22 protein-coding genes are annotated in these 26,219 nt (G+C 69.4%); 8 read left to right on the top strand and 14 right to left on the bottom strand.

All coding sequences use genetic code 11. The features are described 5' to 3' along the window. Positions 1-163 precede the first annotated feature (163 nt). Positions 164-1,441, bottom strand: coding sequence for a phosphopyruvate hydratase (gene eno / locus IEY36_RS17425; RefSeq protein WP_188968935.1), 1,278 nt, complete (start codon positions 1,439-1,441; stop codon positions 164-166). Positions 1,442-1,535: 94 nt separating this feature from the next. Then, on the bottom strand, positions 1,536-2,417 hold the full coding sequence (locus IEY36_RS17420) for a hypothetical protein (RefSeq protein ID WP_188968933.1): 882 nt from the start codon (positions 2,415-2,417) through the stop codon (positions 1,536-1,538). 134 nt (positions 2,418-2,551) lie between these two features. Between IEY36_RS17420 and IEY36_RS17415 the strand changes: the two genes are divergently transcribed. Then, the gene (locus IEY36_RS17415) at positions 2,552-2,998 is read left to right on the top strand and encodes a MaoC/PaaZ C-terminal domain-containing protein (protein WP_188968931.1); all 447 of its coding nucleotides are present in this window, start codon (positions 2,552-2,554) and stop codon (positions 2,996-2,998) included. 16 nt (positions 2,999-3,014) lie between these two features. On the opposite strand, the gene IEY36_RS17410 is transcribed toward IEY36_RS17415, so the two are convergent. Next, on the bottom strand, positions 3,015-3,260 hold the full coding sequence (locus IEY36_RS17410) for a hypothetical protein (protein WP_188968929.1): 246 nt from the start codon (positions 3,258-3,260) through the stop codon (positions 3,015-3,017). A 148-nt stretch (positions 3,261-3,408) separates the two neighbouring features. Continuing rightward, positions 3,409-5,502 (bottom strand): elongation factor G, encoded by a 2,094-nt coding sequence (gene fusA, locus IEY36_RS17405; protein ID WP_373290332.1) that lies wholly within the window; start codon positions 5,500-5,502, stop codon positions 3,409-3,411. Positions 5,503-5,713: 211 nt separating this feature from the next. On the opposite strand from fusA, the gene IEY36_RS17400 reads away from it, so the two are divergent. The 3 genes from IEY36_RS17400 to IEY36_RS17390 all read left to right on the top strand — a co-directional run bounded on the left by IEY36_RS17400 (position 5,714) and on the right by IEY36_RS17390 (position 8,749). Continuing rightward, positions 5,714-7,018, top strand: a complete 1,305-nt coding sequence (locus tag IEY36_RS17400; RefSeq protein WP_308423183.1) for a DUF1800 domain-containing protein — start codon at positions 5,714-5,716, stop codon at positions 7,016-7,018. A 2-nt stretch (positions 7,019-7,020) separates the two neighbouring features. After that, the gene (locus tag IEY36_RS17395; protein ID WP_188969139.1) at positions 7,021-8,214 is read left to right on the top strand and encodes a DUF1501 domain-containing protein; all 1,194 of its coding nucleotides are present in this window, start codon (positions 7,021-7,023) and stop codon (positions 8,212-8,214) included. A gap of 187 nt (positions 8,215-8,401) precedes the next feature. After that, positions 8,402-8,749, top strand: a complete 348-nt coding sequence (locus IEY36_RS17390) for a hypothetical protein (RefSeq protein WP_188968925.1) — start codon at positions 8,402-8,404, stop codon at positions 8,747-8,749. 22 nt (positions 8,750-8,771) lie between these two features. Here IEY36_RS17390 and uraH read toward each other — a convergent pair whose 3' ends face one another. The 5 genes from uraH to IEY36_RS17365 form a co-directional block, all read right to left on the bottom strand. After that, positions 8,772-9,134, bottom strand: a complete 363-nt coding sequence (gene uraH, locus IEY36_RS17385; protein WP_188968923.1) for a hydroxyisourate hydrolase — start codon at positions 9,132-9,134, stop codon at positions 8,772-8,774. Between the two features lie 8 nt (positions 9,135-9,142). Then, positions 9,143-10,150, bottom strand: coding sequence for a hypothetical protein (locus IEY36_RS17380; protein ID WP_188968915.1), 1,008 nt, complete (start codon positions 10,148-10,150; stop codon positions 9,143-9,145). After that, positions 10,150-10,806, bottom strand: a complete 657-nt coding sequence (locus tag IEY36_RS17375; RefSeq protein ID WP_188968913.1) for a hypothetical protein — start codon at positions 10,804-10,806, stop codon at positions 10,150-10,152. Before IEY36_RS17375 ends, IEY36_RS17380 begins: the two co-directional genes overlap by 1 nt. Beyond that, the gene (locus tag IEY36_RS17370) at positions 10,803-11,501 is read right to left on the bottom strand and encodes a hypothetical protein (RefSeq protein WP_188968911.1); all 699 of its coding nucleotides are present in this window, start codon (positions 11,499-11,501) and stop codon (positions 10,803-10,805) included. Before IEY36_RS17370 ends, IEY36_RS17375 begins: the two co-directional genes overlap by 4 nt. A 188-nt stretch (positions 11,502-11,689) precedes the next feature. Next, positions 11,690-12,874 carry a urate hydroxylase PuuD gene (locus IEY36_RS17365; RefSeq protein ID WP_188968909.1) on the bottom strand — a complete coding sequence of 395 codons (1,185 nt, stop codon included), beginning with the start codon at positions 12,872-12,874 and terminating at the stop codon, positions 11,690-11,692. Between the two features lie 152 nt (positions 12,875-13,026). Here IEY36_RS17365 and serA point away from each other — a divergent pair, with 152 nt between their 5' ends. Then, positions 13,027-14,277: a phosphoglycerate dehydrogenase gene (gene serA, locus IEY36_RS17360; RefSeq protein ID WP_188968907.1), complete on the top strand. Its 1,251-nt coding sequence runs from the start codon at positions 13,027-13,029 to the stop codon at positions 14,275-14,277. 319 nt (positions 14,278-14,596) lie between these two features. Here serA and IEY36_RS17355 read toward each other — a convergent pair whose 3' ends face one another. From IEY36_RS17355 to IEY36_RS17340, 4 genes are all read right to left on the bottom strand, one after another. Next, the gene (locus IEY36_RS17355) at positions 14,597-15,619 is read right to left on the bottom strand and encodes an amino acid ABC transporter substrate-binding protein (protein WP_188968905.1); all 1,023 of its coding nucleotides are present in this window, start codon (positions 15,617-15,619) and stop codon (positions 14,597-14,599) included. 141 nt (positions 15,620-15,760) lie between these two features. Then, positions 15,761-18,685, bottom strand: a complete 2,925-nt coding sequence (locus IEY36_RS17350; protein ID WP_188968903.1) for a TRAP transporter fused permease subunit — start codon at positions 18,683-18,685, stop codon at positions 15,761-15,763. 36 nt (positions 18,686-18,721) lie between these two features. Then, positions 18,722-19,711, bottom strand: a complete 990-nt coding sequence (locus IEY36_RS17345; RefSeq protein ID WP_188968901.1) for a TAXI family TRAP transporter solute-binding subunit — start codon at positions 19,709-19,711, stop codon at positions 18,722-18,724. 41 nt (positions 19,712-19,752) lie between these two features. Further along, positions 19,753-20,784, bottom strand: a complete 1,032-nt coding sequence (locus tag IEY36_RS17340; RefSeq protein WP_188968899.1) for an amino acid ABC transporter substrate-binding protein — start codon at positions 20,782-20,784, stop codon at positions 19,753-19,755. A gap of 190 nt (positions 20,785-20,974) precedes the next feature. On the opposite strand from IEY36_RS17340, the gene IEY36_RS17335 reads away from it, so the two are divergent. Further along, positions 20,975-22,561 (top strand): ABC transporter substrate-binding protein, encoded by a 1,587-nt coding sequence (locus tag IEY36_RS17335; RefSeq protein WP_188968897.1) that lies wholly within the window; start codon positions 20,975-20,977, stop codon positions 22,559-22,561. 171 nt (positions 22,562-22,732) lie between these two features. On the opposite strand, the gene IEY36_RS17330 is transcribed toward IEY36_RS17335, so the two are convergent. Continuing rightward, on the bottom strand, positions 22,733-23,200 hold the full coding sequence (locus tag IEY36_RS17330) for a RidA family protein (protein ID WP_188968895.1): 468 nt from the start codon (positions 23,198-23,200) through the stop codon (positions 22,733-22,735). Positions 23,201-23,295: 95 nt separating this feature from the next. Here IEY36_RS17330 and IEY36_RS17325 point away from each other — a divergent pair, with 95 nt between their 5' ends. Together IEY36_RS17325 and IEY36_RS17320 are read left to right on the top strand one after the other, a co-directional pair. Then, positions 23,296-23,883 (top strand): LysE family translocator, encoded by a 588-nt coding sequence (locus IEY36_RS17325; RefSeq protein ID WP_188968893.1) that lies wholly within the window; start codon positions 23,296-23,298, stop codon positions 23,881-23,883. Positions 23,884-23,988: 105 nt separating this feature from the next. Next, a complete protein-coding gene (locus IEY36_RS17320; RefSeq protein WP_188968891.1) occupies positions 23,989-26,028 on the top strand; it encodes a hypothetical protein in 2,040 nt (679 codons plus the stop codon). Positions 26,029-26,219: the final 191 nt, after the last annotated feature.

Below are 26,219 nucleotides of genomic sequence, written 5' to 3'. Positions count from 1 at the left end.
ACGCCCGCATTTTTCGCAAGCGTCGCGACAAAAGGGGACTCAATGCCGGTTGGCGGACGCGCCTGCTCTGCATTCACGCGTCCGGCGCGGCCGGTCGTACCTTGAACGGCCCCTCGGTCTGCCGCCCTGCCATGCGCGTCGGTGCGCATAGCAGGGCGTGCGGTCAGCGGCGCAGCACGCCGCGGCCGGCATAGCGCGCGGCGTCGCCGAGACCCTGCTCGATGCGGATGAGCTGGTTGTACTTGGCGAGGCGGTCGGAGCGCGACAGCGAGCCGGTCTTTATCTGCCCGCAGTTTGTCGCCACGGCCAGATCGGCAATGGTCGAATCCTCCGTCTCGCCGGAACGATGCGACATCACCGCGCGATAGGCGGCGCGATGGGCCATCTCGACCGCTTCCAGCGTCTCGGTCAGGGTGCCGATCTGGTTGACCTTCACCAGGATGGCGTTGGCCGTGCCCTGTTCGATGCCCATGCGCAGGCGCTCTGGGTTGGTGACGAAGAGATCGTCGCCAACGAGTTGCACCTTGGCGCCAAGCTTATCCGTCAACGCCTTCCAGCCGGCCCAGTCATCCTCGGACATGCCGTCCTCGATGGAGACGATCGGCCACTTCGCGGTCAGCGCGGCGAGGTAGTCGACCATGCCGCCGGCATCGAGGGTCTTGCCCTCGCCTTCCAGCTTGTAGGCGCCGTCGTGGTAGAATTCAGTCGCGGCACAGTCGAGCGCGAAGACCACGTCTTCGCCCACGCGATGGCCAGCGGCCTCGCAGGCCTTGGCGATGAAGCCGAGCGCCTCGTCGGCCGAACCGATGTTGGGGGCGAAGCCGCCTTCGTCGCCGACATTGGTCGAGTGGCCGGCATCGTGCAGCGCCTTCTTCAGCGCCATGAACACCTCGGAACCGATGCGCACGGCGTCGGCGATGGTGCCGGCGCCGACCGGCATGATCATGAATTCCTGGATGTCGATCGGGTTATCGGCGTGCTTGCCGCCATTGATGATGTTCATCATCGGCACCGGCAGGGTGCGGGCGAAGACGCCGCCGACATGGCGGTACAGCGGAATGCCGAGGTCGGCGGCCGCCGCCTTGGCGACCGCGAGCGAGACCGCCAGCATCGCATTGGCGCCGAGGCGCGCCTTGTTGGGCGTGCCGTCCAGCTCGATCATCGTCTCGTCGATCTTGACCTGGTCGAAGACGTCCATGCCGGAGATGGCGTCGAAGATCTCGCCCTCGACATTGCCGACGGCCTTGAGCACGCCCTTGCCGCCGTAGCGGGACTTGTCGCCATCGCGCAGTTCCACCGCCTCATGCGCGCCGGTCGAGGCGCCGGAGGGGACGATGGCATGGCCGCGCGCGCCGCTGTCGAGCACCACCTCGGCCTCGATGGTCGGGTTGCCGCGGGAATCCAGGACTTCGCGGGCGATGATGTCGGCGATGGCGGCCATGGGGGCGGCACTCCGGTCGTTCAGGGGATGGCGGTGGCTACACCGGGTGCCGCGGCGCGCCAAGTCCCGCGACGGGCTTTGCCTGCGTCATGCTTCATCGCGCCTGCAACGCGAGCGCCTGCATGCGCGCCACTTCGCCGGCGAAGGCCTCCACCCCGGCGGCATCCCCTGCCCCGGCCGCCGCATGCGCGGCCGGCAGCCCGCCAAGCAGCCGGTGCAGTTCCGCCGCCGCAACCTCCGGCGGGTCGGCGGCCAGCCGCGTCTGGGCGGCGTTCCAGGCCTGCATGCGCTGGTCGGGGCTGATGTTGCGGTCGTTGCGCACCGTGTTGAGCATCGCCGTCTGCGCGGCGCGCCAGGCCGCATGGCGCTGCGCCAACGCGCCGCGCATGCCGAGGCGCGGATCGTCCCCGACGACCGCGCGCATCAACAGCACGGCATCGCCGATCGCGCGCTGCCGGGCGCTGGCCACCACCGCCGGGGTGCTGCCCGCCGGCACGGCTTCGGCGAGCAGCGCGAAACCATCCACCCCGCGCCGCCGCACTGCCTCGGACGGCCAGCGGGCCGGCACCGAGCGCAACGCGGCGAGGCTGTCCTGCAGACGCCGCATCAGGGCCGCGCCCTGCTGGCCCTCGGCCGGGGCCTGCCCGGCGGACAGGGCGGCCAGGCGCTGCGCCTCCAGCAGGATCAGCTTCATCCCGGGGTCGAGCACGGCACCGGCGGCGGGCGCGGCCGGCGGCGGGGGCGCGGGCGGCAAGGCACCGGCGCCGAAGCGGAGGGTGCCCGCCTCCTGCACCTCCTGCTGTTCGCGCCGCGCCAGATGATCCACCACCTGCCCGGCCGACTGGTCCGCGGCAGCCACCAGCGCGGCAAAGCGGCCCGCCGGGGTGGGCGGGGCGGGCGGCGGCGCGGCGACACAGCCACCGATCAGCAAGGCGAGGCCCAACACGGCCCTGGGGAAACGTCGCGGCAACAGCATGGGTCCGGACTCCGGCGAGGAAGCGGGAGCCTGCGTCAGCGCTCCGCCCCTCCGCAAGGGCCGGGCGCACGGGCGGCGCGGCGGGGCCACCGAGACCTGCCGCGACATCCGCCCCAGCCTGCTAGACTGCGGTCATGACCGACCCGATCCGCTCCCTCGACGACCTCGCACCCGGCCAGGGCTGGGACATCGGCACGCTGTCCCTGCCGCTGGAGGAGGTCGTTGCCTTCGCCTCGCGCTACGACCCGCAATTCTTTCACCTCGACCCCGAGGCGGCGCGCGACAGCCTGTTCGGCGAACTCGTGGTTAGCGGGCTGCACACCCTCTCGGCGGTGTTCGGCCATGTGATGCGCAGCGGGCTGATCTCGGGCATCTCGGTCGGCGGCAACCAGATCGACAGCCGCTGGCCGGCACCGCTGCGCCCGGATGAGGAGATCGCCATCCGGGTCGAGGTGGATGAGGTGCGGCCGTCGCGCTCGGGCCGGCCGCTCGGCATCGCCAAGCTGCGCTACACGGCGCGGCGGGTTGCCGATGGAGTGGTGGTGCTCGACGCGGTCGGGACGCATTTCCTGCGGCGTTGAGCGCGCCGCAGCCGCCTCAGCGGCAGGAACAGGCGCTGCCGGGCCCGCCGAAATTGCGCTGCGCGAAGGATTGCGCGTCCGACAGGAAGCCGAATTTGGGGCCCATCTGGCAGGTGCCCGAGCCACGCGCGCTGGCCATCTGCTCGGGGTTGCGGCTGTCCACCTCGATGCGGTTGTTGGCGCAGTAGGCATAGTAGTCCGCCAACGCCACGGCGGGCGCCAGCATCGTGGCCATGGACAGGGCCGCGACGGTGTACCTCATGGCGGACCTCCTTTTGTCTCGGCGCCGCAAGGAGCATCCATGCGGAGGCCCGCCTCGGGCAACTACGCCGAGACATGGCCCTCGCCCCGACATGCAAACGGCGCGGAGGTTGTCCCCGCGCCGCGGCATGACCGGATTGTCGGTCGGATCAGGCGGACTTCGCCATGATCTCCTCGGCGACGTTGCGCGGCACCGGGTCGTAGTGATGGAACTGCATCGAGAAGGACGCGCGGCCCTTGGTCATGCCGCGCAGGTTGGAGATGTAGCCGAACATCTCCTTCAGCGGGACATGGGCGCGGACGATGACCGAGGTGCCGGCCATGTCCTGCGACTGGATCACGCCGCGGCGGCGGTTGAGGTCGCCCACGACGTCGCCGACATGGTCCTGCGGGGTGGTCACCTCGACGTCCATGATCGGCTCGAGGATGACCGCGCCGGCCTTCTTCATGCCTTCGCGGAAGCAGGCCTTCGCCGCGATTTCGAACGCCAGGGCGCTCGAGTCCACGTCGTGGTACTTGCCGTCCACCAGCGTGTACTTGAAGTCGACGGTCGGGAAGCCCGCGAGCACGCCGGTATCGGCCTGCACCTTGATGCCCTTGTCGACCGCCGGGATGTATTCCTTCGGCACCGCGCCGCCGACGACGCCGTTCACGAACTCGATGCCCGTGTTCCGCTCCTTCGGCTCAAAGGTGATCTTCACTTCGGCGTACTGGCCCGAGCCACCCGACTGCTTCTTGTGGGTGTAGGTCTCGGTGTGCGCCTTGGTGATCGTCTCGCGATAGGCGACCTGCGGGGCGCCGATGTTGGCGTCCACGCCGTATTCGCGCTTCAGGCGGTCGACGATGATCTCGAGATGCAGCTCGCCCATGCCGGACAGGATGGTCTGGCCGGTTTCCTGGTCGGTCTTGAGACGCAGCGAGGGGTCCTCGCCGGCCAGCTTCTGCAGGCCGAGCGTCATCTTCTCGACGCCTTCCTTGGTCCGCGGCTCGACCGAGATGTCGATGACCGGCACCGGGAAGGCCATACGCTCGAGGATCACGGGGTCGTCGTTGGACGCCAGCGTGTCACCCGTGCCGGTGTCCTTCAGGCCCACGAAGGCGGCGATGTCGCCGGCGGAGACTTCCTTGATCTCCTCGCGCTTGTCGGCATGCATCTGGAACATGCGGCCGATCCGCTCGCGCGAATCCTTCGTCGTGTTCATGATCATGTCGCCCTGCTTCAGCGTGCCGCGATAGACGCGCACGAAGGTCAGGTTGCCGTACTTGTCGTTGATGATCTTAAAGGCGAGGCCGGCGAAAGGCGCGTCCGGGTCGGCCGGGATGTGGCGGCGTTCCTGGGTCTCGTCGAAGCCTTCATCCGGGGCGACCTTGATGCCCGGGACGTCGATCGGGGACGGCAGGTAGGAGACCACGGCATCGAGCAGCGGCTGCACGCCCTTGTTCTTGAAGGCCGTGCCGCAGAGCACCGGGCGGAATTCGCCCGAGATCGTGCCCTTCTTGATGCAGCGGCGCAGCGTCTCGACCGAGACGTCGCCCTTCTCGAAATATTCCTCCATCGCCGTCTCGTCGACGCCGACGGCGGTGTCGAGCAGGATCTGGCGGTATTCGGCCGCCTTTTCCTTCAGGTCGTCGGGGATCGGGGCGTCATGGTACGCGGCGCCGAGCTCGTCGCCTTCCCAGATGATCGCCTTCATCTCGACCAGGTCGACGACGCCGAGGAAGGTGTCCTCGATGCCGATCGGCAGCTGCAGCGTCACCCAGTTGATGCCGAGCTTCTCGGTCAGCGTCGCCGCCGCCTTGTAGAAGTCCGCACCCGTGCGATCGAGCTTGTTGATGAAGATGATGCGCGGGACGTTGTAGCGGTCGGCCAGGCGCCAGTTCGTCTCGGACTGCGGCTGCACGCCGGCGACGCCCTCGATGATGAAGATGGCGCCGTCGAGCACGCGCAGCGAGCGGTTCACCTCGATGTTGAAATCGATGTGGCCCGGGGTGTCGATGACGTTGATGCGGTAGTCGTTCCACACGGCCGTCACGGCGGCGGAGGTGATGGTGATCCCCCGCTCGCGCTCCTGGTCCATGTAGTCGGTCGTGGTGTTGCCTTCGTGGACTTCACCGATGCGATGCGACTTGCCGGTGTAGTACAGGATGCGCTCGGTCGTGGTGGTCTTGCCGGCGTCGATATGTGCCGTGATCCCGATGTTCCGGATCCGGTCTAGGGGGGTGCGTGCCACGAGGGCCTCCATAAGCAGAAATGGGCGCCCGCGCGGGAGCATCCGCTCCGCGCCGCCCCAAGGGTTCACGCCGATTAGTCGGTGCGGCTATCTGCGACGTCCGGCCATGCATTGCAAGCGCAACATGACAGAAGCTGTCCCGCAGCGCCGTCACGGCTGCCCTCCGCGGGGCGGTCGACACGCTTTGTTGCGTGCCGGCGGACCTCCAAGCGCCTAAAATACCATGATGGATGCCAAGTCTGCCATCGCCGCCATTCGCTTCGCCCAGGGCCGACGCCCAACCGATCCCGTTCCGGGCGACCCGGTCGCTTGGCTCGACTCGCAGCTGGCCCCCGGCCTGCCGGGCCCGGAGTTGGCCGACGACCTACCCAGTACGGTGCCCGCCATCTTCGCTGCCCGGCTGGAGGATACCGAGCGGGTGCGCGCCGGCGGCGTGGGCCGGCCGAACCAGGGGCGCATCGTGCGGGAGGAAGCCGTCGCCGCCCTCGCCCTGGCGATCGGCGGCCAGCAGGGCTTCCGCGAACGCCTGGTGGCGTTCTGGACCAACCACCTGGCGGTCGACCGCCGCAAGGTTCCCTATTACGCCGGCCTCTACGCGCGGGAAGCGATCCGGCCCCATGTCACCGGCCGCTTCGGGGACATGCTGCTGGCCATGGCGCGGCATCCGGCCATGCTGGACTACCTCGACAATTCCGGCTCGGTCGGGCCGAACAGCCCGATCGGCCGGCGCAGCGGGCGCGGGCTGAACGAGAACCTGGCGCGCGAGATCCTGGAACTGCACACCGTCAGCCCGGCCGCCGGCTATACGCAGGCCGACGTGACCAGCTTCGCCGCGATCCTGACCGGCTGGACCATCAATGCCGCGCGCGAGCCCTTCGGCTTCATCTTCCGGCCCCAGGCGCATGAACCCGGTCCCAAGACCCTGATGGGCCAGACCTTCCCCGAGGGTCAGGAGGGTGGCGTCATGGCGCTGGCCTGGCTGGCCCAGCATGAAAAGACGCATCGACACCTGGCGACCAAGCTGGTCCGTCACTTCGTCGCCGATGACCCGCCGCCGGCCGCGGTCGAGCGGATCCATGGCGTATTGCGGGACACGCGGGGCGACCTCGGTGCCGCGGCGCGCGCGCTGGTGGCGATGCCGGAGGCCTGGGACCCGCCGCTGACCAAGCTGCGCGCCCCGCAGGACTACCTGATCAGCGTGTTGCGCGCCGTCGAGGCGCCGGCCGACAGCGCCGCGCGCGCTTTCGCCATGACGCAGTTCCTTGGGCAGTCCTGGTGGTCGCCGCCGGCGCCGATCGGCTTTCCGGATACCGCCGCCGCCTGGGCCTCGCCCGAATTGATGGTTCGCCGCATCGACCTCGCGAATGGCCTGTCGGCGCGGGGCGCCGGGCGGGATGCCGGCGATCTGGCCGAGGCGGTGCTCGGCCCGTTGACCAAGCCCGAGACGCTACGCGCCACCGCCCGGGCCGGCTCGGCGCGGGAGGCCCTGACACTTGTGCTGACCAGCCCGGAGTTCCAACGCCGATGACCATGCATCTGCCCGACCTCCGCCGCCGCAGCTTCCTGCTCGGCCTTGGCGCGGCCATCACCTTGCCGCGGGCGCGCGTCGCCTTCGCCCAGGCGCCGGGCGAGGCCCGGCTTGCCATCGTGCTGCTGCGCGGCGGGCTGGATGGGCTGTTCGCCGTGCAGCCCTATGGCGAGGCCGGTTTCGGCGAGCTGCGCGGCGCCCTTGCCTTGCCCGAGCCGGGGCAGGAGAACGGGCTGCTCGACCTGGGCGGCCGTTTCGGGCTGCATCCGCGCATGCCGCAGCTGCATGCGATGTATGCGGCCAATGAGGCGATGGTGATCCATGCGGTGGCCGGCAACTGGCGTACCCGCAGCCATTTCGACGCGCAGGACCTGCTGGAGTCCGGCGCGGATCAGCGATTGGCGAGTGGCTGGCTGAACCGGGCGCTCTCGGCCGTGCCGGCGCGGCCGGGGGCGCAGCCGAATGGGCTTGCGGTCGGCACCGACCTGCCGTTGCTGATGCGCGGGCCCACTCATGTCGGCACCTATGCCCCGCGTGGCGCCGGGCGGCCCTCCCCCGACCTGATGGCGCGCATCGCCGCGTTGAACGAGCACGACCCGATCACCGGCCCGGCCATCGCCGAAGGGTTGAGCGCGCGTGGCTATGCGGCGACGACCCTGGGCGAGGATGCCGGCGGCCGGCCGCCGGCGCGCGACGCGTTCCGGACGCTGGCGCTGGCCGCCGGCCGGTTGATGGCGCAGGCGGACGGGCCGCGGGTCGCCGCCTTCGAACTGACGGGGTGGGACACCCATGCGCAGCAGGTCAATCGACTGAACGGGCCGCTGTCGCAGCTCGATGACGGGCTGGGGGGGCTCAAGGAAGCGTTGGGCCAGCATTGGCGCCGGACGGCGGTGCTGGTGGTGACCGAATTCGGCCGTACCGTGCGCATCAACGGCACCGGCGGCACCGACCATGGCACGGGCGGCGTCGCCTTCCTGGCCGGGGGCGCGGTGGCGGGTGGGCGCGTCGGTGGCGATTGGCCGGGGCTGTCGGAACGCGCGCTGTTCCAGAACCGCGACCTGGCGCCGACCACGGATTTCCGCTCGCTGGCCAAGGGGCTGCTGCGCGACCACCTGAAACTGCCGGCGCAGGCGGTGGCGCGGGCGTTTCCGGGGAGCGATGCGGCGAGCCCGGCGAGCGGGCTGGTGCGGGCCTGAGAGGAAGGCGGGGCGACGACCGGGACCAGCTGGACGCTGACCTCCTCGAGGCACTGAGGCGGGCGTGGCCGACCCTGCTGACGGGGTTCGGCAATACGCCGGACAACAGCTTGGTCGGCAATGCGGCGAACAATGCGCTGTATGGCCTGGCCGGCCCGGGCAGCCTGAATGGCGGGGCGGCAACGACGTGCTGATCGGCGGGGCCGGGGCGGACCAGTTCCGCATCAGCATCGCCTCGGACGGCGCGCCGGGGCTGCGGGATGTGATCCTGGACTTCACCTCCAACGCGACCGACGGCTTCGACCGGCTGGACCTGCGGCTGATCGGCACGGACCCGGTGGCACCGCTCGATCAGGGATCCGTCTTCATCGGCGGCGCGGCCTTCGGGGCGACGGGGGCGGCGGATCTGCGGGTTACGGCGCTCGCGGACGGGGTGCAGCTGGCCGAGGGCGATGTCGATGGCGATGGCACGGCGGAGCTCGCCGTCGAGATCCACGGCGGCGCAGCGCCGGCGGCGGGATGGTTTCTGTTGTAGCGGGTTCGGCCTGCGCCCCGGGTCACGACCCCCGGTAGGTCGAATACGACCACGGCGTGCAGGCCAGCGGCACATGGTAGTGCCCGACACCGTCCGCCATGCCGAAATTCACCGCCACCACGTCGAGGAACAGCGGCTCCGGCGCGATGCCCCGCGCGGTGAAATAGGCGCCGATATGAAAGCGCAGTTCGTAGCGCCCGGCGCGGAAGCCGCCCGGTGGCAGCAGCGGGTCGACAGTGCGGCCGTCGTCGTTGGTCAGCGTGCTGCTGACCGGTACGGGGTCGGGGTCGAGGCGCCACAGCTCGACCCGCACGCCGGCGGCGGGGATGCCCTCGGCGGTGTTGAGGACATGGGTCGAGAGCGTGCCGGGGCCGGTGCCTGCCATGCGGGACCTCAGAAGCTGATGCCGATGCCGACGGATGTGCCGGTGACGTTGTTGTCGCCGAGGAAATAACGCGCAACGAGACGGATGCGCGAGACATAGAGCCCGGCGGCGCCGAATTCGTAGCGGCCGACATCGACCTCGATGCCGCCGCCGGCCTTGGCCGCCCAACTGAAGCCGAGCGCCGATTCCTGGTCTCCGAGATAGTAGCTGAAGGAGCCATCCAGCACCCAGCGCACCGGCCGGCCGAAGGCCTCCCAGCCGGTCGGCCAGCGATAACGGGCCCACAGGCCGAGCGTCTGCGCCATGGCGGTGCCGCGCGCCGCCCGGATCGTGTCGCCGAAGGTCTGCAGATAGATCTGCGTGTAGCGTAGCTCGACATCGATATCGCGCGACGGGCGGTGGTCGTAATAGGCCAGCATCAGCGACCCGCCGATGCCCCAGACATTGACGTGCTTGTCGGTGAGCGCGGCGACCTCGCGACCGGTGCGATAGTCGATGAAGCTGGCGAAGAGTGAGGAATCGGACGTGGCATAGCCGCCCGACACGTTGAAGATCGGCCGCAGCCAGAGGTATTCGGCTAAGCGGATGTCGTACCCGACGCCCACCGTCGCAGCGAGGTTGTTCCAGCGCAGCGGGTGCTGCCGCGGCGGCAGATCGGTGAACACCGCGCGCGGATCGTAGCGCGCATAGCCCACATAGCCTTCGAGCCAGAGCGGGAAGCTCTCCGACACGGTGAAGCCGGCGCCAAACTGGCCGAGCTGCATGACCGAGGAACCGAGCTCGGTCTTGGCATTGCCGCGTTCGACCTCCAACGCATTGGCCGACCCGTCAGGCGACATGTTGTAGCCCATCAGCCCGAGCACGCCCGACCCGCGCGGGGCGAGCTGCGCGCGGATGGCGTCGATGCGGTCGAGCAGGCCATCGACTTGGTCGGTGGTGGTTTGCGCGGCGGCGATGGCCGGCAGCAGCGCCGCCAGCGCGATGACGAGCAGGCCGGCGAAGCAACTCCGCCGCATCAGCGTGGCGGCTCGGCCGGCATCGCCGGGCGCGGCAGCGCGAGCACCGAGCGGCGCATGCGGTCCTCGGCGGCACGGATCAGTTCCACTACCTCCTCATCGGTGATGTCGTCGGCATGGGCGGCGAGCAGCGCGTGGTCGGCGCCGATGCGGGTGATGATACCGGCATATTGCGCGCGGGCGGTGGCGATGGCGGGCGGTTCGCCGGGGTCGGCGTTGCGGGCGAGCGCCGCCGTCAGCGCATGCGCCAGCGCCTGCACCGAGGGGTCGTTGAGGGTGATCGCCTCACGCAGGCGCGGCGCCTGCCAGTTCTGCCGCGTCGCCAACCGGAGGAAGGCGCCGAGGGCCGCGACCGGCTGTTCGCCGCCGGTGCCGGCGCGGCCGGCCTGGGGAGCGAGCTCGACGAAGGGGTTTTCCGGGTAGGGCAGCACGCCGTCATCGGCCATGCGCGCCAGCGATGTGAGGTAGGTCGCGAGCGCGTCGCGCATCGCGAGGCCGCCCTCGCGCACATCCGCCGAGGCGGGCGGCGGCAGGCGGCCGGCCGGGAAATCGGCGGCGAGGCTCGCGGTGCGGGCCCAGTCGCGCACCGCGGTGTAGTCCGGCGCGTTGCAGGCGGCCGCCAGCAGCACCGCCAGCACGGCGACGTGGCGCCTCACGGTTGCACCACGGCGCCGACGAGGCCGGCCGGGTCGGGCCGCAATCCGACCGCGGGGTCGGGCGCGAGGATCAGCATGAGGCGGCGCAAGCGATCCTCCTGGGCCATGATGTCGCGGGCCGTCTCGCGTTGCCGGATATCCCCCGCCTGGGCCTTGAGCATGGCATGGCCCTGGCCAATCGCGGCCAGCACCTGGCGGTAGGTTTCTTCCTCCGGGCCGGTCGTGCCACGGGACAGCGTGCCGACCAGCATCTGCACCGGCGCGTCGGCCGCGCGGATCAGCGGGCGCAGGCGCAGATCCTCAACGACGGTGGCGGAGCCGGCGCTCCGGGCACGCGCCCCGGGGGGCAGGTTGGCAGCACGGGCGGCGGCGAGCAGGCGGCCGATCTCGGCCACCGCCGGACCGGCGGCGGGGTCCGCGGCGGCGGCGCGCGACGGCAGTGGCGCGAAGGGTTCGGGCCGGAAGGTCAGGGTGCTCTCCTCGGTGGCCAGCACCGAGAGGGCGTAGAGATAGATGGCGAGCGCCTGCTGCTGGGCGAGCAGGCCGTCGCGCTGGGCGGGGTTGGGGGCAGCCGCGGCGCTGGGGTGGTCGGCGAGCACGCTGGCCAGACGCGCCCAGTCGCGCAGGGCGGTATTGGGCGGCAACGCGCAGCCGAGCAGCAGGCAACCGAGAAGGATGATCGCGGACCGCGGCACGACTCGCTCCCCCAATGCCGGCGTCGTTTCGCCTTCCTACAGGTCACGCCAGCGGCAGCGCAACCGCAGGTGGAAGGACCGCAGGCCGCTTGAGAAAGCCGGGCCGGCAGCCGGGCCCAGCCTGCTCTCGCCATGCCGGGCGGTGCGGGCCGATACCGGCCTCAGGCACGTGGATCGCGACGGGCCTCTCACTCGGCCGGCGCGCCGGCGGCGACCCACGCGACCAGCTTGGCGCGTTCCTCGGGGGTGATCTCGGTCATGTTGCCGGGGGGCATGGCCTCGGTCTGCACCTGCTGGCGCAGGCCGGCTGCCCAGCGGCGGATCTGCTGCGGCGTTTCCATCATGACGCCCTTGGGCGGGGCGGCGAAGCCATCCATGGTCGGCCGCGCGGCGTGGCAGGCGACGCAGCGCGAGGCGACGATGGTCTGCACCTCGGCGAAGGCGGGCGCCTCGCCGGCGCTGCCGGTGCCGCGTTCGGGCGCACCGGTGACGATGAGCAGGGCAACCACCGCCGCACCCGCCGCCGGCAGCCAGACCGGGTTGGCGCCCTTCTGCCGCAGCACGAAATACTGGCGCACCAGCGCGCCGGACAGGCCGATCGCCAGCAGCACCAGCCAGTTCCACTGCGACTGGAAGGTCATCGGGTAGTGCGGCGAGATCATGATGAAGATGACGGGCAGCGTCAGATATGTGTTGTGCACGCTGCGCTGCTTGCCCCAGCGGCCGTATTTGGGGTCGGGCAGCTCACCCTTCTGCATCGCCGCGACCATCTTCTTCTGGCCGGGGATGATGACCATCGCGACATTGGCCGCCATGATCGTGCCGGTCATCGCGCCGACCTGCAGGAAGGCGCCGCGCCCGCCGAACAGGTGGCAGGAGACGAAGGCGGTGACCGCCAGCGCGGCGGCGCCGATGGCGCCAAGCAGCGCCTCGTTCTCCCCGAGTTTCGAGCGGCAGAGCTGGTCGTAGCCGACCCAGCCGCCGGCCAGCAGCGCGGCGCTCAGCAGCACGGCGAGCCAGGCCGGCATGTCGAGCACCGCGGGGTCGACCAGATAGGTCGAGGCCTGGCCCCAATAGATCAGGACAAACAGCGAGAAGCCGCTGAGCCAGGTCCAATAGGCTTCCCATTTGAACCAGTGCAGTTTCTCCGGCAGGCGCTCCGGCGCCAGGAGGTACTTCTGCTTGTGGTAGAAGCCGCCGCCATGGATGGACCATTGCTCGCCGGCGACGCGGGGATTGCCGTCCTTCGCGGGGTCGAGCTGACTATCGAGGCCTATGAAGTAGAAGGACGTGCCGATCCAGGCGATGCCGGTGATCAGGTGCAGCCAGCGCAGCAGCAGGTTGGCCCATTCGGAAAGATAGGCGACGTCCATCGAAGCATCCCCGCGCGGCGTGTCCGGCCGCTGTGTTGCACCATGCCGACTCCGGAAGAAGCCAAGCAATAGGTGCGCCATCGGCACCCGCCCTTGTCTCGCGGGCGCGAAGGGAGCAGGAAACGCGCCCCCTCCCCTGTTTCGGCATAACGATGTCCCCGACCCGCCTGTCCCTGCCCAAGGAAAAGATCCGCATCCTGCTGCTCGAAGGCATTTCGGACAGCGCGATCGAGCAGCTCGCCCATGCCGGCTACGCCACGGTCAAGCGCGAGCCGAAGGCGCTCGAGGGTGCCGCGCTGATCAAGGCGATCAAGGGCGTGCATGTGCTGGGCATCCGCTCACGTACCCAGGTGACGGCGGAGGTGCTCGAAGCGGCCGACCGGCTCTTCGCGATCGGTTGCTTCTGCATCGGCACCAACCAGGTGGATCTGGAAGCGGCGGCGCATCGCGGCATTCCGGTGTTCAATGCGCCGTTTTCCAACACGCGCTCCGTCGCCGAACTGACGCTCGGCGAGATCGTGATGCTGATGCGCGGCATCTTCCCCAAGTCGAACGCGGCGCATCGTGGCGAGTGGGACAAGTCGGCGGCGAATTCCTGGGAGGTGCGCGGCAAGACGCTCGGCATCGTCGGCTACGGGAATATCGGCAGCCAGCTGTCGGTGCTCGCCGAAGCCTTTGGCATGCGCGTCATCTACTGGGACCGCACCGGCAAGCTGCCGCATGGCAATGCGCAGCCGATGACCTCGCTGCACGCGCTGCTGGCGGAGTCGGACGCGATCACGGTGCATGTGCCCGAGACGCCCGACACGAAGAACATGATCGGCGCGGCCGAGATCGGCGCGATGAAGAAGGGCGCGGTGTTCGTCAACAACGCGCGCGGCACGGTGGTGGACCTCGACGCGCTGGCCGATGGGCTGCGCGATGGGCATCTGCTGGGGGCGGCGATCGACGTATTCCCGGTAGAGCCGTCGCGCAATGGCGAGGCCTTCGTCTCGCCGCTGCAGGGGCTGCCGAATGTCATCCTGACGCCGCATATCGGCGGTTCGACCGGCGAGGCGCAGTGGCGCATCGGCGACGAGGTCAGCCGCAAGCTGATCGAATTCTCCGACACCGGCGCGACGATGGGCGCGGTGAACTTCCCGCAGGTGGAACTACCCGCACGGCCGACCGGGGCGCGCTGGGTGCATGTGCATCGCGACGCGCCGGGCATCCTCTCGCGCATCAACGAGAGCTTCGCCAAGCGCGGGCTGAACATCTCCGGCCAGTATTACCAGACGGCCGGGTCGGTCGGTTATGTCGTGGTCGACAGCGAGGAAGCCAAGCGCGACGCACAGGCGATCCTCGAGGAATTCCGCGCCCTGCCGGGCACCATCCGAGCGCGGCTGATCTACGAGCGTCGCTGAGGCGCAACCTTTGTCGCGATCGCCGCGTTCATTCGCCGGGACAGCGTCGTCCAGCGGAGGAGAATGCCATGCGATCGATCTTCCTGTGGGTACTTGGCGTGCCGGTCACGGTCATCATCCTGCTGAACGTGTTCGGCCTACTGGGCTGATACGGGCCAGCCCTCCGGCTGAGCTGCATCAGAGCCTCGGTTTCGCGCGCGGCCGCGAAACCAATCCTGTGCGCCATGACGTTCGCCTGCCCGATGACACCGTCATCGGAAAGGGTTCGACGGCATGAGGCGCGAAGAGGGGCGAGGCCCCTCTCCGGCTCGCGGCACAGTCAGCGGATCGGCGGCGCGTACATCAGCCCGCCCTGGTTCCACAGCGCATTGATGCCACGCGGCAGGCCGATGGGCGTGTTGGGGCCCATGTGGCGGTCGTAGATCTCGCCATAATTGCCGACCGCCTTGATCGCATTGTAGGCCCAGCGCCGGTCGAGGCCCATGAGCGGCCCGTGGTCGCCGGTCTGGCCGAGCAGGCGGCGGATCGACGCGTTGGTGCTGTTGAGCATCTCGTCGACATTGGCCTGGGTGACGCCGAGTTCTTCCGCCTCGAGAAGCGCGAAGACCGTCCAGCGGACGATGTCGAACCACTGGTCGTCGCCGTGGCGCACCGCCGGGGTCAACGGTTCCTTCGAGATGATATCGGGCAGGATGACGTGTTCGGACGGATCGCGCTGGGTGGAGCGGATGCCGGCAAGCTGCGAGGCGTCGGTGCTGTAGACGTCGCAGCGCCCGGCAGTATAGGCGTTTCGGGTTTCCTCGTTCTGGTCGAAGACCAGCGGCTGGATGCGCACGTTGTTGGCGCGCGCCCAATCGGTGAGGTTCAGCTCATTGGTGGTGCCCGAGGTGACGCAGACCGTCGCACCTTCGAGTTCGCGCGCACGCGTCACGCCGGCCGAGCGGCGGATCAGGAAGCCCTGTCCGTCATAGAAGGTGACGGCGGTGAAGTTCAGCCCATTCGCCGTGTCGCGCGTCTGCGTCCAGGTCGTCGTGCGGGCGAGCAGGTCGACCGTGCCTGACTGCAAGGCCGGCATGCGCGCCTGCGACGACAGCAGCGTCCAGCGCACCTTGTCGCCATCACCGAGGGTCGCCGCCGCGATGGCGCGGCAGGTATCGGCATCGAGGCCGCGATAGACACCCTGGCTGTCCATCACGCCGAAACCTGGCGAGCCGGGATGCGCACCGCAGACAACGGCGTCGCGCGCGCGGACCGCGGTGAGGGTGGGGCCAGGCGAGGCGGTTTGCGCCAGAGCGGGGCCAGCCGTCATCAACGCGAGCGCGGCGAGGACAGTCCGATTCATAGTGCTTTCTCCCGGAGGTATTCTTGATGATCGCGGCCGGGAGCATATCGCCGGCATCGAGACCGGCGCCAGGGGGCGCGCCGGCACGATCGGCTCGGCTTCCGGCCGGGCGCAGGGCTGCCCGACCAGAAGAGGCGTGGGTCAGCGGATCGGCGGGCTCCAGAGCAGGCCGCCGGCGTTCCACAGGGCGTTCGGCCCGCGCGGAAGTCGCACGGGGCTGTTGGCACCGAGATGGCGGTCATAGATCTCGCCGTAATTGCCGACGGCCTTGACCGCGTTCAGCAGCCAGGCGCGGTCGAGCCCAACCGTCGGGCCGAGATCCCCCGTGCGCCCGAGCAGGCGCTGCACGGCCGGGCGTGGGCTGTCGACCGCGAGCGTCGCGGCGTTCTCGCGCGTGACGCCGAGTTCCTCGGCCTCGATCAGGCCGAAGGTGACGAAGCGCACGATGTCGAACCACTGGTCGTCGCCCTGGCGGACGGCGACGGCGTAGGGTTCCTTGCTGATGCGCTCGGGCAGCAGGCGATGCGCAGCCGGGTTGGTGAAGGCGACGCGGATGGCGGCGAGCTGGCTGGAATCGGCCGTGTAGGCGTCGCAGCGGCCGCTCTCATAGGCGCGGCGCGCCTCGTCCTTGTCGGCGAAGACGACCGGCTGGAAACGGATATTCGCCTGCCGTGCCCAATCCTGCAGGTTGAGTTCATGCGTGCTGGCTGCGGTCAGGCAGATGCTCGCGCCGTCGAGCTGGTTGGCGTGCTCGATGCCGCTGTCGGCCTTCACCAGGAAGCCCTGGCCATCCATGAAATAGGGCGCGGTGAAGTTCAGCCCGTTCACCGCATCGCGCAGGAAGGTCCAGGTGGTGGTGCGCGCGAGCATGTCGATCTGCCCGCCCGACAGCGCGGCAAAGCGCGTCTGGCCGGTCAGCGGATGCCAGGAGACCTTGGACGGGTCGCCGAGCACGGCAGCGGCGACGGCGCGGCACAAATCGGCATCGACGCCCTGCCAGACGCCCTGGCTGTCGGGCTGGCTCCAGGCAGGGTCGCCGGTGGAGACGCCGCAATTCAGCATGCCACGCGCACGGATCGCCGAGAGCGTCGGGCCCGCCTGCTGTGGCGCCACGTTCTGCGCAACCGCCGGCACCGCCAGCAGGAGCCCCAGCAGCGCCACGATCGGTCGTATCATCGAAGTCTTCCTTGTTATCATCATTTGTAGCAGGGCCGTTCCACCAAGCGCGACAGCGGCGATCGTCAGCCGGACGGTATCCGGCGCGATATGCCCGAAGGCGGCGAACAGCCCGGCGGCACCGAGCAGGATCCGCAGCGGCACGCCCATCGGCCGCATCAGGAAGCCGGCATATGCCGAGGTGATCAGCACCAGCGCCATCACCTGGATCGAGGTTGCCGAAACGATCTCGATGATGCCGCCACGCATCATGATGCCGGGGTCGTAGAGGAAGGCGAAACCGACCGTGAAGCCGGCGATGCCGAAGCGCGAGGCATGCAGGCTGGCGATGGTGGGGCTCGCCTTGGCGATGGCAGCCGCGGCGAAGGCCGAGGCGGCGACGGGTGGCGTCGCATCCGCGATCACCGCGAAGTAGAACAGGAACAGGTGCGCCTGCATCATGTCGATGCCGAGCGAGCGGCCCAGTTCCAGCAACTGCGGCGCCCCGATCGCCGCGGCGATGATGTAGGACGGCGTCGTCGGGATGCCGAGGCCGAGGATCAGCACGGTCAGGCAGAGCAGCACCGCGAGCAGGCCGAAGCTGCCATCCGCCAGTTCCTTGATGATGCCGCCGAAGGCCACGACCATGCCGGTCGCCGTCAGCACGGAGACCACCACGCCCGAGGCGGCGATGGCAACGGCGAGCGGCGCCATGGTCAGGCCGGCATTGGTCAGGCTCTCGATGACCTCGCGCCAGCCCATGCGCGTACGCGCCCGCAGCAGGGAGACCGCGACCATCGCCAGCGTCGCGCAGAAGGCGGCGTAGTTACCGCTCCAGCGCTCGGTCATCAGGTACACGAGCAGGCCGATCGGGATGATCAGGTGGGCATCGGCCAGCACCTCGCGCCAGGCGGGGATATCCTTGGCCGCCATCGGCGTGATGCCGAGCTTCTTCGCCTCGAAATGCACGGCGGCGAGGATGGCGAAATAGTACAGCACCGCGCCGATCGCCGCGGCGACGAGGATGTCGCCATAGGGGATGTTGGTGATCTCGGCCATCACGAAGGCCGCGGCACCCATCACCGGCGGCATCAGCGCGCCGCCGACCGAGGCCGCGCTTTCGATTCCGGCCGCGACCGCCGGCTTGTAGCCGATGCGGATCATCAGCGGGATGGTCATCGCCCCGGTGGTGATGACGTTGGAGACGGAGGACCCGCTCATCGTGCCGAACAGGCCCGAGGAGACGACCGCGACCTTCGCCGGCCCGCCGGTGTAGCGGCCGGCGACGGCGGCGCCGAAATTCGCGAAGAGCCGTCCCGTGCCGCTGCCCTGCATGAAGGAGCCGAACAGGATGAAGACCGCGATGGTGGTCGCCACGATCCCGGTCAGCGGCCCGTAGACGCCGCCCGCCGTCGGCACCAGCCAAGCCGCCTCCATGATCTCGGAGGTGGTGAAGACGCGCGTGTTGAGCACGCCGGGGAGGTGATGGCCGACGAACATGTAGAGCAGGCAGCCCGCCGTCATCCAAGCGAGGCCCGGCTCGACGGCGCGGCGGATCGCCTCGAGCATCGTCACCATGCACAGGATGGCGAGGCCAAGCATCACTGGCGTGAACGGATCGACGTATTCCATGCGGTCATTGACCGCATCGGCGTTGATGAGGACCCACAAATGCGGTGCCGCCGAGGCCGCCGCCCAGATCCAGTCCATCACGCTCGGCCGGTTCTGCGGCGAGCGCTTCGCGAAGGCCGGATAGAGCAGGAACAGCGGCGGCGTGAAGACCAGCAGATGCAGGCTGCGGATAGTGATCGGCTCCGGAAACCCGAAGCCGCCCCAATAGAGATGCACCGCCGCCCAGAAGGCAAGCCAACCGAAAATGGCGGTCCGGAGCCAGAACGGAAGTTCGCGCACCGCGCTCTCCTCAGCAAAAAACGCGGTGCGCGGGCATCACGCCGGGGGGTTCACGCCGGCGGCGCGGAAGGCGGCGACGGCACCGGGGTGGAACGGCACACCGTGGTAGTTCACGGCCTTGGCCGGCGTCCAGCCACCCATGGACGGATGGATGGTCGCCAGGCGCCGGCCCTGGTTCTTGATCAGCGTCGCAGTGATCTTCTGCGTGATCTCCGCCGGCACCGATTCGTTCACCACGATGACGCTGTCCATCATCGTGACGGGAATTGCGCCGTCGAGCAGCGCCGGATAGTCCGTCTTATCGAGCGTGCCCTCGGCATAGGAGAATTCGTCGACCAGGTGCTTGCGAATGTCGTCGGGGAAGGCCGTCAGGCGGCCGCCACGACGGCCCTGCGCGACTTCGGTCATCAGCGCCGCCGGCTTGGCCAGCGCGATGTATAGGTAGTCCACCTGCCCGTCATTGTAGGCCGCGCCGATATCGGCATAGGAGCCGTTCAGGTAGCGACCGCCATCGGCGCGCACCTTGTCGGGGCTGGAGCCGAGGAACTTCAGGATGCGTTGCAGCGTCATCTCATCCGTCGAGGAACGCTGCGGCGTGCCGATCTTCAAGCCCCGTTGCGTCAGGATGGCGCGCATGTCGTCCGGCCCCGCGCCGGTGTGGCGCAGCAGCAGGTGCTCGGTCGGGGAATAGCCGGTGCCGAGGCAGCGGATCTTCTCGTGCTTCGCGCTGTAGGGTTCGGTGCCCTTCACCGCCGAGGCGGAGAAGGTGTCGATGCCCCAGCCGATCTGCGACTGGCCGTTGTTGATGCGGGTCGGGTTGGCGAGGCCGCCGCCGGGCACGACGCGGATCTGGATGTCCGGATTTTCCTCCCGGATCAGGGAGGAAAGGCCGGCGGCCATGGTGTACCAGCCGCCGCCCACCGACCCGGCCACCCATTCGAGCGTGGTCTGCGCCGAGGCGGTGCGGATGAACGGCAAGGCCAGTGCGCCGCCAAGCGCGATGCGGCGTGTGGTGAGAATGCTCATGCGAATGTCTCCCTGCGATCGGTATCTGGGGTTCGGCTGGTTCAGCGGATCGGTGGCGCGAACATCAACCCGCCGCGCGTCCAGAGGTCGTTGATGCCACGGTCGAGGCCGATGGCGCTGCCATGGCCGACATGGCGTTCAAAGATCTCGCCATAGTTGCCGACGGCGCGAATGGCATTGTAGGCCCAGCGCTGGTCGAGCGCCATCATCGGCCCATGGTCACCGGCATTGCCGAGCAGACGACGGATGTCGGGATTGGTGCTCTGCAACATCGCTTCGGCATTGGCCTGGGTGACGCCCATCTCCTCGGCATTGATCAGCGCGAAGATCGTCCAGCGCACGACGTCGTTCCACTGGTCGTCGCCCTGGCGGACGGCGGGAGTCAGCGGTTCCTTGCTGATGCGGTCGCGCAGGACCATGTGGTCGGCGGGCACGCGCATGGCGGTGATCAGGCCCATCAGCTGGGACGCGTCGGTCGAGATCGCGTCGCAGCGGCCATTGTCGTAGGCGATGCGCGCCTCGTCGTTCTGCTCGAAGACCACGGGCGTGTACTGCACGTTATTGGCGCGCGCCCAGTCGGCGAGATTCAGCTCGCTGGTCGATCCGGCAAAGGTGCAGATGGTGGCGCCGGCCAGCTGGGTGGCCTGCGTGATGTTAAGCGACTTGCGCACCAGGAAGCCCTGGCCGTCGTAGAAAATGGGCGTGGTGAAGTTCAGCCCCACCGCGGTGTCGCGCGAATGGGTCCAGGTGACCGTGCGCGGCAGCACGTCGATCTGGCCCGATTGCAGCGCGGCGAACCGCGCCTGGCTGGTCAGCGGGGTGAAGCGGATCTTGGTCGGGTCGCCCAGCACGGCGGCGGCGATGGCGCGGCAGATATCGGGGTCGATCCCCTGCCAATTGCCGCGGCTGTCCGGTGCGCCGAAGCCTGGCGCATTGGGCGAGGCACCGCACAGCAGCACGCCGCGCTCGCGAACAGCCGTCAGGGTCGGGCCCGGCTGGATGTTCTGCGCTGTCGCCTCAGTGGCGAAGGCAACGACGAAGGTCAGCGCTACGGCGCGCAGCAGTGAACGCATCGCAAAGTCTCCCTCGCTCCCGAATGTTGGGGCTGAACGGCCGGGTGAGCGTGGCGAACCGTTGCATGCGGCATGCCACAGGCGCAAGCAGCCGGGGCGTCCATCCATTCAATGCAAGGGCTTGCACGCTTTGCTTGCGGCCTGCGCAATGGCGGCGGAAAAATCAGCCATCCTTGTGCAGGAGATCCCCATGCAGCGCAGATCGATGCTTCTCGGCGGGGCTGGCCTCGCCCTCGCGCCACGCCCCCGCGCGGCTCTTGCGCAGGGGGCGGCCGCGCACACGCTGCGCTTCATTCCGCAGGCTGATGTGACCGCCGTCGATCCGATGTCCACCACCTCCTACGGCGTGCGCAACCACGGCCACATGTGCTGGGACACGCTGTATGGCCCGGACACCGATTTCGTGCCGCGGCCGCAGCTCGCCGAGGGCCACGTCGTCGAACGGGATGGGTTGCGCTGGGTCTTCACCCTGCGCGAGGGCATCCGCTTTCATGACGGCGAACCGATCCGCGCGAGCGATGCCGTCGCCTCGATCCGCCGCTGGGCGCTGCGTGATTCGCTCGGCCAATCGTTGGCGGAACGCACCGACGCGATGCGCGCCCTCGATGACCGGCGTTTCGAGATCCGGTTGAAAGCGCCCTTCGGCGTGATGCTCGAAGCGCTTGCCAAGCCGTCATCCTATCCGTGCTTCATCTATCCGCAGCGCTTCGCCGAGGTCGATCCGGCGCGGCCCTTCACCGAGGTGGTCGGCTCCGGCCCCTATCGATTCGTCGCGGAGGAACGGCTCTCTGGCGCGCGCGCCGTCTATCGCCGCTTCGAGGAATACAAGCCGGCGCCGGTCGCGCCCTCGTTGCTCGGCGGGGCGAAGCTCGCGCATTTCGAACGGGTCGACTTCCGCATCATGCCCGATGCCGGCACCGCCTCCGCCGCCATCCAGGCCGGTGAGATCGACTGGTGGGAGCAGGTCGCGCCCGACCTGCGCCCGGTGATGCGCCGGCATCGCGACATCATCCTCGAGCGTGTCGACTTCGGCGGGCTGATGGCGATGCTGCGCTTCAACCACCTGCATCCGCCCTTCGACGACCCGGCGATCCGCCGCGCCTTGCTGCACAGCGTCAACCAGACGGATTTCATGACCGCGATCATGGGCGATGACCGCAGCCTGTGGTCGGACGGCATGGGCGTCTTCCCACGGTCATCGCCGCTGGCGAATGACGAGGGCATCGGCGCGATGACCGGCCCGCGGAGCACCGCGGCGGCGCAGGCCGCGTTGCGCGCGGCGGGCTATGCCGGGCAAAAGGTGACGGTGCTGCACCCGACCGACGTGGTGAACAACAACACGCTGACCACGGTGCTGACCGACACGCTGAAGCGGTCGGGGTTGAACGCCGAGAGCGCGACCTCGGATTGGGGCACGGTGTTGCAGCGCCGCGCCAATCGCGAGGCGCCCGATCGCGGCGGCTGGAATGCGCTGGTGGTGCTGTTCGGCGGCATCGACCTCGCCAACCCGGGGCAGCACCCGCTGCTGCGGGCGAATGGGGCGAATGCGTGGTTCGGCTGGCCGACCAGCCCGGCGCTCGAAGCGCTGCGCGATGCCTGGTTCGCCGCCGGGCCGATGGCAGACCAGCAGGTGGTGGCGCGGCGCATCCAGGCACAGTTCTGGCAGGATCTGCCGTTCATCCCGCTCGGGCAGTACTTCATCGACAGTGCGTGGCGGCGCGATATCAGCGGCGTGCAGAAGGGGATGGCGCTGCCGATCAATGTGCGGCGCGGCTGAGTGAAGGTCGGGGGAGGACACCTCCCCCGAATCGTGCCCATCGACGTTGCCGAGCAACGCCGATGGGACCCCAAGCTCCACCGTTTTCTATCAATTGGGGACTGACATCCGAGGCCCGCGCCAAAAAGACAGAAGAAGGAGGGGGTTTGGGGGAGTTCCCTCCCCCAACCTTCAATCGAGTATCGTGAAGATTGCCTCGATCTCCACCGGAATCCGGTTCGGCAGCGAGGCGAACCCCACGGCGGAGCGCGCATGCTTCCCGTTCTCGCCGAGCACTGCGACGAACAGGTCCGAACAGCCGTTGATCACCTTGGGGTGGTCGTTGAAGTCCGGGTCGGCGTTGACCATGCCGAGCACCTTCACGACCTTCAGCTTCGACAGCCCACCTGCCCCTTCGGCCGCCGCGGCCAGCAGGCCGAGGCCGACCATGCGCGCGTTTTCATAGGCTTCCTCGATGCTCATCTCGCTCGGCACCTTGCCTTTCACCGGCACGCCATCGGCGCGCCGCGGCCCCTGCCCCGAGGTCCACAGCATGTTGCCCTCGACGCGCCAGGGCACATAGCTTCCGATCGGCTTGGGCACCGGCGGCAGGGTCAGGCCGAGCGCGGCCAGGCGTTGTTCGGGGGTCTCGTTCGACATCTCATCCTCCATCGACGACGCGCCATGCGACACGCGCATGGGCGCCCCGGCAAGAGCACACATGTAGGACAGCATTACTGACATAGCATCACATCATGGAAACGCTCCTCCCGCTGCTCGGCTTCGCCGTGGCCGCTTCCGTCACGCCAGGGCCGAATGTGCTGATGGTCGCGGCGGTCTCGGCCACGCACGGCATCCGGGCGACGGTGCCGCAGATGTTCGGCATCGCCATCGGCTTCGCTGTCATGCTGCTGATCGTGGGGCTTGGACTCGCCGCGCCCTTCGCCGCCTGGCCGGCGCTGCACACGGCGTTGAAATGGATCGGCGGGGCCTGGCTGCTGGTGTTGGCGTGGAAGATCGCCCGCGCCGGCGCACCCGGGGAAGGACCGTCACGGCCGCCCCTCGGCTTCATCGGCGCGGCGCTGTTCCAATGGGTGAACCCGAAGGCGTGGATGATCGCGCTCGCCGCCATCCCGGCCTTCACCACGCCGGCCGGCGACACGCTGGCGGAGGGGCTGCTCATCGCCCTCGTCTTCGCCGTGATCTGCCTGCCCTGCCTGCTGGTCTGGGCGGGCTTCGGTGCCGGCGCGTCGCGTATCCTGCGCACGCCGGCCGCGTTGCGCTGGTTCAACATCGCCATGGCGCTGCTGATGGTCGGCTCGCTGCTGCCTGCCTTCCTGTGACCACCGTCACCACCCCCTGAAGCGCTTCACGCGACAGGCCCCGCCCCGCTGGACCCGACCGGCCCCTCTCCCTACCCTCCGCCGCCCCGAGGAGAGGACAACGCCATGCGCCGCCTGACCCTTGCCTTCCTGTTGACGGCAACAACCGCCCTCGCCACCGAATTGCCGGTGCGCAGCGTGACATTGTCCTCCGCCGGCCTTGCGCAGATCGAACGTGCCGGGGAGGTGCCGGCAGATGGCAATGTCACCTTCCGCGCCCGCACCGATGATGTGGACGACCTGCTGCGCAGCCTGATCGTCGTCGACCCCGCCGGCACCGTCGAAGGACTGCGCCTTCCCGCGCGCGACCTGGCTGGCGAGGCCTTCCGCGGCCTGCCGTTGCGGGCGGAGGATTTCGACAGCCGCGCCCGCCTGCTCGCGGCGCTGCGCGGCCAGGAAGCGGAGGCCGGCAGCGCGCGCGGCCGCATCGCCGATGCCGCCGAGACCGACAATGGGTTGCGCCTGACGCTGATCACCCCGCGCGGCCTGGTCACCGTGCTGCTGCGCGAAGGCGACGAGGTGAAGCTGCTCGACGAGGGTCTCGCCGCGCGCGTTGCCCGCGCGGCCGAAGCGCTGGCGGCCGCGCGCAGCGCGGATGAGCGGCGCATCGACATCCGCCTGCGCGCCGACCGCGCCCGCCAGGTCGCGGTGCTGTATGTCGCCGGCGCGCCGTTGTGGAAGCCATCCTACCGGCTACTGGTGCCACCCATGACCGCTGCCGCGAGCCCTGCGCCACAGGCCCGGCTGCAAGGCTGGGCGGTAGTCGAGAACGCCTCGGGCAGCGACTGGGACAGCGTGCGCCTCGCCCTGGTCTCGGGCGATGCCGCCGCCTTCCGCCAGCGCATCTATGACCCCATCACCGTGCCGCGGCCGGAATTGCCGGTGCACATCGCCGGGGCGGTGCACGTCCGCCCCGATACCGGCGCCCGGCCGATCCCGCTGCCCGCGCCGGCACCGGTGCCATCGACGACCATGTCGCGCGAAATGGCCGCAGCGCCGCAGATGGCCCGCCGGGCCGAGGCCGTGATCGGCGGGGCCGCCGGCGGCATCGCCGGCACCTCGGCGCCGGCCGGTGGCGCCACCGCGGAGGCCTCGGCCGGGCGCGTCGCCTTCGTCCTCGCCGAGCCGGTGACGATCCACAGCGGCGAGACGGCGAATGTGCCGTTCCTCGACATCCGCCTGCCGGCCGAACGCATCTGGTGGATCCAGGACCTCAACGCACGCAGCCCGTTGCAGGCGGTGCGCATCCGCAACGCCTCGCCGCACACGCTGCCGGACGGCCTCGCCACAGTCTATGGCGCGGAGGGGGCTGAGGCCGGTGTCTTCCTCGGCGATGCCGAGATCCGCGCGATGCCCGCCGGCGATGGCCGCATCCTCGCCTTCGGGCGCGACCGCGACGTGCAGGTGGCACAGACCGCCTCGACAAACGAACGCATCATCGGCATCGCGCTGCGCCGCGGCTTCGTCCGCGTCGAGATGCAGCGCGTCGAGGACACCGCACTTGCCGTCGACCCGCATGGCGGGCGCGGCCTGGTGGTGGTGGACGTGCCGGCGCGCCCCGGCGCGACGCCGCGTTTCCCGGTCGTCTCGCAGGGCGATTTCGGCCTGCGCTACGAGACCACGCTCGAGGGTGGCCCGCAGACGCTGCACCTGGCCTTTGAACGGCCGATCCGCCAGGACATGCCGTTGTGGGACAGCGGCCTCGGCGAGCCGATCCTGCTGCGGTGGCAGACCTTCGACCTGGAGCAGAACCTGCGCCGCCTGCCCGGCGGTCCCGGCACGATGGAACGGTTGCAGGAGGTGCTGGCCCGCACGCCGGCGGACGTGCCCGGCCGCGCCGACCTCGCTGCCGCGGTCGAGGCGATGGGCGAGTTGCGCCGCCTGCTCGACGATGCGCGGCTGAAGCAGCGCAGCTATCGCAGCGCCGACCAGGCACTGGAGCGCGCGCGCAAGGCTGCCGAGGACCGCACCGGCCCCGACCTGCAGGAAGCCCGCCGCCGCCTCAACAGCGCGAGCCGCGAGGCCGAGCAGGCCGGCGCCGCCGCCGACCAGGCCTGGGAAACCTGGCAGCGGGCGGTCATCGCACTGATGCAGCGCGGGTCGTAGAGCAGATCCCGATCAGGTGGAAACATCTGACCGGGTGAAGATGCTCGCAAGAACAACAGGCTGGAGAGGGTTCCGTGAGCCGAGGCGAACGGAAACCGCTCTGTGGCGTGATGGCCGCAGGTGCGAATGCACCGGAAGTCTGAATCACGCGATCAACCAAAAGGTTGAAGCGGGGTTGGTGAACGAAGGTG

The sequence above is a fragment of the Neoroseomonas lacus genome, from assembly GCF_014644535.1.
Taxonomy (GTDB): Bacteria; Pseudomonadota; Alphaproteobacteria; order Acetobacterales; family Acetobacteraceae; genus Neoroseomonas; species Neoroseomonas lacus.
Note: the sequence above shows the minus strand (reverse complement) of the source record. Positions and strands in the feature narration are given on the sequence as shown.